9 protein-coding genes are annotated in these 9376 nt (G+C 44.3%); 7 read left to right on the plus strand and 2 right to left on the minus strand.

Features of this window, described 5'->3' with window-relative positions; genetic code table 11:
* Positions 1–52: 52 nt before the first annotated feature.
* Positions 53–607 carry a HEPN domain-containing protein gene (locus QUB33_RS28130; protein ID WP_333357519.1) on the minus strand — a complete coding sequence of 185 codons (555 nt, stop codon included), beginning with the start codon at positions 605–607 and terminating at the stop codon, positions 53–55.
* Positions 591–1640 (minus strand): AAA family ATPase, encoded by a 1050-nt coding sequence (locus tag QUB33_RS28135; protein WP_333357522.1) that lies wholly within the window; start codon positions 1638–1640, stop codon positions 591–593. The genes QUB33_RS28130 and QUB33_RS28135 overlap by 17 nt, the downstream gene beginning before the upstream one ends.
* Before the next feature lie 191 nt (positions 1641–1831).
* On the opposite strand from QUB33_RS28135, the gene QUB33_RS28140 reads away from it, so the two are divergent.
* The 7 genes from QUB33_RS28140 to QUB33_RS28170 all read left to right on the plus strand — a co-directional run bounded on the left by QUB33_RS28140 (position 1832) and on the right by QUB33_RS28170 (position 9181).
* Positions 1832–2887, plus strand: a complete 1056-nt coding sequence (locus QUB33_RS28140; protein WP_333357525.1) for a hypothetical protein — start codon at positions 1832–1834, stop codon at positions 2885–2887.
* A gap of 140 nt (positions 2888–3027) precedes the next feature.
* Complete coding sequence (locus QUB33_RS28145) at positions 3028–3198, plus strand: hypothetical protein (protein WP_333357528.1); 171 nt, start codon at positions 3028–3030, stop codon at positions 3196–3198.
* 1004 nt (positions 3199–4202) lie between these two features.
* Positions 4203–4871, plus strand: coding sequence for a DUF3318 domain-containing protein (locus QUB33_RS28150; protein WP_190663209.1), 669 nt, complete (start codon positions 4203–4205; stop codon positions 4869–4871).
* Positions 4872–5244: 373 nt separating this feature from the next.
* Complete coding sequence (locus QUB33_RS28155) at positions 5245–6243, plus strand: sugar transferase (protein ID WP_333357531.1); 999 nt, start codon at positions 5245–5247, stop codon at positions 6241–6243.
* 547 nt (positions 6244–6790) lie between these two features.
* Positions 6791–7228: an ATP-binding protein gene (locus tag QUB33_RS28160; protein WP_190737564.1), complete on the plus strand. Its 438-nt coding sequence runs from the start codon at positions 6791–6793 to the stop codon at positions 7226–7228.
* Between the two features lie 161 nt (positions 7229–7389).
* Positions 7390–8658, plus strand: coding sequence for a WcaI family glycosyltransferase (locus QUB33_RS28165; RefSeq protein ID WP_333357538.1), 1269 nt, complete (start codon positions 7390–7392; stop codon positions 8656–8658).
* 313 nt (positions 8659–8971) lie between these two features.
* Positions 8972–9181 carry a hypothetical protein gene (locus QUB33_RS28170; protein ID WP_333274990.1) on the plus strand — a complete coding sequence of 70 codons (210 nt, stop codon included), beginning with the start codon at positions 8972–8974 and terminating at the stop codon, positions 9179–9181.
* Positions 9182–9376 lie beyond the last annotated feature (195 nt).

Here is a 9376-nt window from a genome sequence, read left to right on the forward strand (position 1 = left end):
TAAGACTCAGGTGTGCATATTTAAATAACCACATTAAACTCAGTATTTCTGCTTAGTTAAAAAGCGGGATGCTCCCATCGCCTATTGGGTAGGAAGGATCTATATCTGCTTCATGTGCTATCTTATTTCGGCGCTCGACAATCAGACTTAGTTGGTTTTTTATATCTTCAGCATCTTTAGCAAGCCTACCCATGTTAATAGAAACTTCTTCCCACAACTTTTTATTGCTAATCAGCCGAATAGCATCAGCTATATGCTCTGGTTTCTGAAAACTTTTGTAGCTGTGGCGTTGGCGAATTTCATCTTCTAACCAGGAATCAATATTTTGTCCTGCGTTTATAGCTGCGCGAGCGCTACCCAATGAAATTTGAAACCGCGAGAATGCAGGAGGTTCAGGACGCTGCCCTCGATGAATTTCTAACATTCCTATCCTGACAACTTCGTGGATATAGTAGTCTAAAGCGCTAACCGCTAGAACAAGTGCAGCTCTGAGCATATCGGAAAGATCCAGAACACTACTAGCTTGAGCTTTTAGAGAATTATGCACAGCAATCAGATGCCGAACGCGAGCAATACTGATGCCAAATAGATCAATTGCTGACTGCATGGCACGTTAAACCAATAATTCTGTCCGCCAGTTTGGAAAAAGTTTCTATGAAGGGTTTTTGTGCTTCTAGAGTGCCTGTTAAAACTATACCAACCTGCTCTATTTGCTCTGGCGTAAGAGCAAAAACAGGTGTTTGATGCTCTTGAGACTTAGCAATCAGACTGTTAAAATCCGAAATTTTTGCAAGGCAGAAATCACGGCCGATGTCTTGAGATTCGTACATTTCTTTAGCCAGCAACATACTATTTGCTTGCAAAGATGGCACTAATCTAGCGGAAACAGCTTCTTCAATTACATCAATCCAGTTCTGAAAAGCTGCTGCAGCCACTCCTTTTCTGGTTCTATAGTTTTGAACAATAGTCCCAAGCAAGCGCGGTGTGACTTTGGGAAATGGATAGGCAGCATCTTTCAAAATCCTCATTTCTGAAGCTTTTTGAGCCCAAGCATACCATTTTGGCAAAATTGTTGCCAAAGAATCGATCGCCATTACTGAAAAGAAGTCAGGACTTGTGGGAAGTATAAAAAAATCACTGGTCATCAGCAGGTTCTGATTAATTGAGCTTAAACTTGGACTCATATCAATCAAAATATAATCAGCCTCAAATTTTTTTGCTGTTTTTTGGAAAAGATATGAAATTGAACCAGGTAAGTTTTGCAGTGCTTGAATTGAACCGCTTAACTCTTGTGCAATGCCTAATGTTACCTCATATTCAGCAAATCCCACATGACCAGGCAACAAAAACAGACCCTCGCACCTTTCTACTGGTAAACAATCTACAGCCTCAATTAGCTTAGGCCTTGATTCAAATGCAGGTGCTAAGCCTGATTTAATATTCTGTTCTTTTTTATATACTTCCTCTAGCTCTTCCTTAGTTGAAGACCCCAGAACCATCCCTGTGAGGTTGCATTGCGGATCGGCATCCACTATGATTACTTTTTTTCCCTTCGTGGCTAACATCCATCCTAGATTAAATGTAGTGGTTGTTTTGCTAACGTCGCCCTTGTGATTAAATAGAGCTATTTTGTGAACCATGTTTTTTTATACTTTTGGGGAAGTCAGTACCTGAGCTATAACTAAGGCTATGACTATTATACAGTCAAGGATGAAAGGGCGCACTTTTCCCCAACTTTTCCAGAATCCCAGGCCACACGCCCGTAACACGATCGCAAGTACGATCGCCTATAATCGAAACTAGCCCAACTCTCATCAGTTGAGAAACCGCCATGAGTCAAGACAAGGAAGAAATTAGCTATTCAGAGAAAACAGAACGTCTCAGAGTTATCGGTCAGTTTATAAAAACTGTGACACCGATGATTTGGACGATCGTAATTTTAGTAGTCATCATTCCCTTATTAGGTAACTTTCTAATTTCCCAGTCACTAACAAATACGGGAACCACAGCAGTTGTAGTCTCGCCGCCACACGATTTTAGCAAAGTCAACCAAGACATTAAAAACGCTATCCAACAATCCCATATAACAGCCGAAACTTTCGCATCAAAAGAGTTGGACAAATGGGAAACCGAAGTAATTGCACGAGTAGACAATAGTTTCCTCGATTGGTACTTTGATTACTTCACTCAAAAAAAGATGGAGTTTACCGTACCTTTTAACTTCGTAAAATCTGCCGTACTCAACAGATTTGATATGACAGCAGCATCTCGTGCTGTTTCGGAAAAATTAACCGAAGACTTTCAAAGAGAATTTGCTAACCGGGTGCTGGTACCCAAAAACGCTCAACTGCGATTTCAATTAATCACTCAAGATACTGCTAATTTGTACATATCAGAAGTTAGCAAAAATGTGAAAGTAGTTCAAAACAATTATAATATACCCCAAGTACAGTGGGACAAATATCTGAACGATATTGCCACCACCATTAGCGACAAAGGAAACGTCTCGAATCTTTCATTAAAAGTATTAGTTGGCGGCAGTGGCTACTTAGTTGCTAAACCCTTAATTTTGGGAGTAGCAGCTAAAGTTGGTAGTAAAGTTACGGCAAAAGTTGCCAGCAAAGCCGCCGCCAAGGTAGCCACAAAAACAGGCGGTACAGTGGCTAGTCAGTTGGGAGTAAGTTTAATCGACCCGATTGTCGGCATCGGAATTATCATTTGGGATTTGTGGGATTATAATCACACAGTCACAGTAGAAAGACCAATTTTGCGGGAACACATTGTAGAATACTTGAAAGATGTCAAAAAGTCGCTCCTCACAAATCCTGAAAGTGGAATCATGGCAGCAATTTATCAGTTAGAAAGTGGTCTTCTCAAGTCACTTTAATCATTTAAATCGCGTCTGAATGATGTGTGTAAATCCCCGAAAAGTGGTAATATTTTCTGCAAAAATAAAAGGCTTAGACCAGTAGTTAGTGCTACTGTGCGCGCTCCGACTAGCTACTGTGCGCGATCGAACACCCGACTGTGGGCGATCGCGCTCATGTAGCAAAAAAAGAGAAAAAAATGAATTTTAAACAAGGCCAAAAAAGAGAGGGTGTTGGAACAAAAAGAAGAGCGATCCAACTTTATGTACCTAAAAAATCTTCCGGAATGAAACATAAAACAAGCTGTTATACTCATATCATACTAATTTAATTGTCGCTACTTTTTCACAAAATTAGACGTTGAAACAAGTATTATTGCCCACACTCACAGAAAATACTTCGTCGGTAATCACGAGATTAAAAATTTGTTAAAAAAGCTATTTAACTAAGCAACAGGTTTCCGCATCCAGTCGCTATGTCAACCCTAAAATCGGAATATATCAAAACTAGAAAAACACTTAATGTCTAACAGAAACTTTCTTGATAGCGGAGGGTGCTAGCTATCCTCAAGGTCAAAAAATGCAGCAGCTTGTTCAAAGGTAAAACGACAGTAAATCACCGTCAAAAGGCCGAATAAATTGTTATTTATTGGCTTATTATAGCTCAGAGTAAAATCATGGAAAAAGCAGGGTGTATAAGGTAGGAACATTGTTATATGCTGTTATTATATTTCCCGAACTTTAACAAAATTACAATAATATTTTAATTTTGACACTTATAAAACCCAATTTCACTAAGGGAAAAAAATATAATTGTATTGTACAAATAATTTAGAGTGGCTAGAGTTTCTCATCTTTTGACCAGCCAGAAAATAATTTATTTAGAAATGATGCAGTTTATATAGAAAGACGGAAAAACTGTTGCTGTCGATTATGAGTTTCTGGACTTATGGCATTTACAGCAGAATAATTTAAAAGCTCCGAGTGACAGAGGTAGAGTTGAGGGGGTGCGTCTTACCGATGAATCTATACTGCGAAGTTTGTAGGGAATTGCTGAAGTATTGGACGGAGTTGTTTTAGTTCAAAAAGGCATAACTTCTAAGCCGGAAGTTTTGTCGGCTTGGCCGAAATTGCGACAAGAAATCGAACCGCTGATGAAATAGTCGAAAGTCAATGATCGAGCAGGCAGTTGCGATCGCCCCCTGAAACTAAAATCAAGTAAAATTGCAAGTATTGGTCGATCGACCCCCGTTGCTAGACTATATTTGGATTCAAGGTTTGCTATACTCCAGAAATAGACACATATTAACCTTTGCAAAATCAATAGGCCGGAGCTATGACATCCTATGCAACCTCTACAGCAAGAGCCGAGATGAGTGAGATCCGGCGCTTGAAAAACATACTGCCCCCAGAACTCCAAAGTTGGGTAACAGTAGAAAAAACAATAGAAGTTAATCCTACCCTGATCCGCAGCGAAGAAATAGGCAAAGACCAGGTAGAAATTCAAATAGACCTGATCCGCTGGGAACAGCTAGCAATAGATCAGCGGAACCTCCTATTTTGGCACGAAGTCGCCAGAATCCAAAACGACACCATTCCCAGAGACGGTTGGGAAATGGCAGCCCTCGCCATTGGTTTAGGCGGGGCTGTAGGCGAACTGTGGGTGCAAGACGGCTTGCTGCTGTTACTAGCCCTATCCCTGTGCGGCGTCTCCGGCTGGAGACTTTACCAAAAAAACAACGGAGAGAAAAGTTTAAAAGAGGCAGTAGAGGCCGACGAAAAAGCCCTCGCCCTAGCCACCCGCTTCGGCTACACTCTTCCAAACGCCTACAAAAGCCTCGGCAGCGCCTTAAAAACCTTAATCGAGCAAACCTCCAAAAAACAGCAGCGGGCTAAATACGAAGCTCGTCTCCAGGCCCTCAAACGCAACGCAGCTAAAGCCAAAGCCAAAGTCAAACCCATCACCCGCGAAACCTCCCAGTCAGAAAACGTCTACAATTCTTAACCTCATCCCCCGACGCTTGTTACGGGGGTTTTCCAGTTAACCGTTAACTGTTGACTTGTGTGTTAGCTGTTAACTGTTAACTGCGATGGCTATCCGGTGCAAGACAGGCACCCAAATGATTAATGACAAGATTAGTCGGCCTGAATCCACAAAAATCTTGATTCCGATGTCAAAGTTTGACAGCGACTGCGTTCAAAAATCTTTGGGCCAAAACTGGCACTGGTAGACTCAAGTCTATTTTTGCCTTTGATATCATTCTCGGGGGGCGAGTTGGCAGGCGTTTTTATAAAGTTTTTATAAAGCTAGCATAAGGAGGAGCTGCTAGGACAGAATAGGCTAAAGACATCAGCTTGAAATTTGAAACCAGGACTTCATGGTCAGTCAAACCCCAGAGGCAGATTTTCGGGTAACGTACTCGGACGAGATTCCCTCAGTTCACATACCCGTGCGCTTGAGCGTACTTGAAGCCGTAAACTTCAAGACAACCTGCCAGCAACTTTTTTCGGGTAGCACCGTTCCCAGCAAGATTGTCCTAGACTTCAGTCAGACGACATTCATCGACAGTAGCGGGATAGGTGCTTTAGTCAGCAATCTGAAATTTGCCAAACAGCGTGGTAGCGACTTGGTGCTCCGAAGCCTCAAGCCGCAGGTGATGGCAGTATTTGCTCTCACCAGCCTAGATCAAGTGCTGACGATCGAGCAGCCCTCTGCAACCTCAACTCCCACAGAGACCAACCCCTCGGACAATCAGCTACCGATGACCCACCCCTCAGTGCAATCGTGGGTGAAGCGGCTGATAGACATTGTTGGGGCAATAGTCGGTTTGATGATTACAGGAATTTTGCTCGTACCCATAGCTGCAGCCATCACTATCAACGATCCAGGCCCGATATTTTTCGGTCAAACCCGCTGTGGCTGGATGGGCAAACAATTTCGGATTTGGAAATTTCGATCGATGTGTACCAACGCCGAAGCCATGAAAGCCCAAATCAAAAACCAGGCTTCTGGCGCATTTTTCAAAAATGACAACGACCCGCGGATTACCAAAGTAGGGCGCATCTTACGCAAAACCAGCCTCGACGAACTGCCGCAGTTTTGGAACGTGCTCAAAGGCGAAATGAGTCTAGTCGGCACTAGACCGCCTACCCCAGACGAAGTTGAGCGTTACGAAGTCCCTCAGTGGCAGCGTTTGGATGTCAAACCCGGCATGACAGGGGAATGGCAAGTCAACGGTCGCTCTCAAGTCCGCGATTTTGAAGATGTCATCCGTTTAGATTTAAAATACCAACAAAACTGGAGCCTGGTGTATGACCTCAAACTAATTGTCAAAACTATAACAGTCCTGTTTAACAAAAATAGTGGCGCTGTGTAGGAACCCTCAACAACCCACCGCTGAACTTTGAGGTGCTGTTGCAGGCGGGGGGCGGGATCTCGAACTCGATACTTAGTCAAGCAGACGATCGCTAGCGATACCTACGTTAGCATTAAGTGTTAAAATTCACACGCCCAGAAAATGCCAAGCTAGTTGCCAGCTCTGCACTCAGAGCATTAATAATTAGCAATTGGCGAATTCGAGGTCATACTCGAATGATCCCGGCAGGATTTTCGAGGACGAGAAGAACTAACCTGTGTTTAGAAAAGTACCGACTGCTAACACGGTCGAAGCTTAAATCACTTCCTCGCAAGCTGACTCGCGAATTTTCCCTATTTAAACGCCCTACCGAGGCAGGTTACAGTATCGGAAGTCTCTCATTTGCTGTGCGAGTAAATGGTGCGAAAGGAATGCTCACCTTGAGGCAAAACGGGCTTCTTCAACTCAAGCTTGACTTAACTAATATGTTGCCAAGACCTTGCCCTCCTTTTTCTCTTCCTCCGCCGCTGAGTACAGCGGTGGTGGGGGCCGACCAGGGGGAAGAAAGATGAAAGACAAGCAACCAAAGGCCGAGTGGCACCTGCAGGTTGAAACAGACCTGAATGCTTTAACATCCGTTTTGGAATGGTTGGAGAATATCGTTTTGCCCATGATACCAGCGGATTTCTGGTGGCAGTGCCGGCTGATAATCAACGAAGGCTTTACAAACGCTGTCCGCCACGCTCACCAGAACTTGCCCCCCACGACGCCCATAGACATTGAGGTAAAAGTGTTTGCCGATTACTTAGAAATTAGGATTTGGGACAGGGGTCAACCCTTCAACTTAGAAGCAAAGCTGCACTCGATCATGCAAGAGCAGCGCGATCCTTTGGACAGAGAAGGAGAAAGGGGACTGGTGTTCATGTACAAGCTTACAGACGATCTTCGCTATATCCGTACTGAAGATCGCCGGAACTGCCTGGTAATGCGAAAAAATATTATCTGAGGGCGGGATACCCGCCCGGTCAGGGCGGCTTCTTTCGCCAGGAGTGGAAGATCCTCTCGCCCCCTATTGTCCTACCCGGAACCCAACCACATCCTCTGCAATTCTGCGGGTGCAGGCTCGATGCACGCGACTGCAGGACTATTTGCTTCAAAATAAATAGTATGCGTATTCTAATTTATTCCTATAACTATTATCCAGAGCCGATCGGCATTGCCCCCCTGATGACAGAACTAGCGCAAGGCTTAGTCAAGCGCGGCCACCAAGTCCGAGTCGTCACAGGAATGCCCAACTATCCGCAGCGCCGGATTTATCCGCAATATGAGGGCAAATTTTACCTCACCGAAGAACACAAGGGCGTCACAATTCAGCGCAGCTATCTGCGCGTCAACGGCCCCCACCCCAGCCTGCTAGACCGACTTTTGCTAGACGGCAGTTTTGTCGTCTCCAGCGCCGTCCAAGCCTTCAGAGGCTGGCGTCCCGACGTGATTTTCTCGACAATGCCCCCTTTACCAATTTGCGTCCCAGTCGCCTTTTACGGCTGGATTCGCGCTTGCCCGATCGTCCTCAACGTTCAGGATATCGTCTCAGAAGCAGCCGTGCGCGTCGGCTTGGTCAAAAAAAACGGAGTGCTAGTTCGCATTGCTGACGCTTTGGAAAAATTGGCATACTGCACAGCCAGCCAAGTCAGCGTCATCGACAGCGGTTTTATCAAAAAATTGCACTCTCAGGGAGTACCCCCGGAAAAAATAGTTTGCGTGCCCAATTGGGTTGATGTCAATTTCATTCGCCCCTTACCCAAGGAAAGTAACTCATTTCGAGAAACTCACAAACTAAAGGGCAAATTTGTCGTTCTCTATGCAGGCAATATTGCCCTCACTCAAGGCTTGCAAACAGTTGTCCAAGCAGCCGCTCGTTTGAAGCACATACCGGAAATCGCTTTTGTAATAGTAGGGGAATCAACAGCACTCGCCCGCTTGCAACAAGATTGCGAAACTTACAAAGCTAATAATGTAATGTTGCTGCCATTTGAACCGCGAGAAAAATTGCCCGAATTGTTAGCTGCTGCTGATGTTAGTTTAGTCGTACAAAAGCGCCGCGTTACTAACTTCAATATGCCTTCAAAAATTCAAGTAATTCTCGCCAGCGGCCGGGCAATTTTGGCTTCGGTTCCCGAAACTGGTACGGCCCAGAAAGCAGTGCAGCAAAGCGGTGGCGGGGTGGTGGTTGCGCCGGAAGATCCGCAGGCTTTGGCCGAGGCTGTTGAGGATTTGTACCTGCACCCTGCTAAGGTGGATGCGTTGGGCGAGCAAGGCAGAAATTATGCTGTGGAGAATTACGGATTTGAGGAAGCTTTGAATCATTATGAAACTTTATTTGCGGCGGTGGCAGCGAGTCATGCTGAGAAAATATTGGAGCCTTTGCCAAAATAAGATAACCGCTTGAAATCGTGCCTACTTAGAGTGCCAAAAGATGTTCCTAGCAGTACAGAAATAACGTTCGTTAACATAAATAAAAAAAATGAAATACTGAGGGTTGAGCGATTTAAGTAGCCAATAAAACAAGAACTGGAACTGTCCCCGCCGCCATCCAGAAAGCCCTGACTACCCCAATAAAAAGTAAAATACAGATTACTGAAACAGACTTGTGACTGGGAGCATCCCAGTTTTGTAAAAGTGCTATCCAGAGAGGATAATAGGTAGAGCGTCAACAGAAGCATGAACTGCATTTGTAGGAGGAGTGGCTATGACCCCTGAACAGAAGGAGCGTTTAAAAGCTTGTGCTGCTGAGATTGCCGAGATTATGTACACAAATACTCCGGTTTCAGAATTATCAAGTCTGGAAACAATCGAAAAGCATATTCGAGAGCAATGGCTAGAATTAGTCGGGCCGGAGGTTGGTTTTTTTTTATCAAACAGGCAACAGGAACAGAATCAGGACGGTCTCGCACAGTAAAAAGTTGCATTGGTAAACTAATAATTACTGAAAAACAAGCCGAAAAATTGGGAGTGAAAAAATCTACTCGTTTAGCTCCATTATTTGAAAAATGCTGCCTCCGTCAGGTGGCTAATCTCTCTTATGAGAAAGCAGAGAGTGAAATAGAAGCCCAGACGGGAGTGCATATAGGTCACACTTGTTTACACCGATTAG

The organism is Microcoleus sp. B3-A4 (assembly GCF_036705385.1).
Lineage (GTDB): Bacteria > Cyanobacteriota > Cyanobacteriia > Cyanobacteriales > Microcoleaceae > Microcoleus.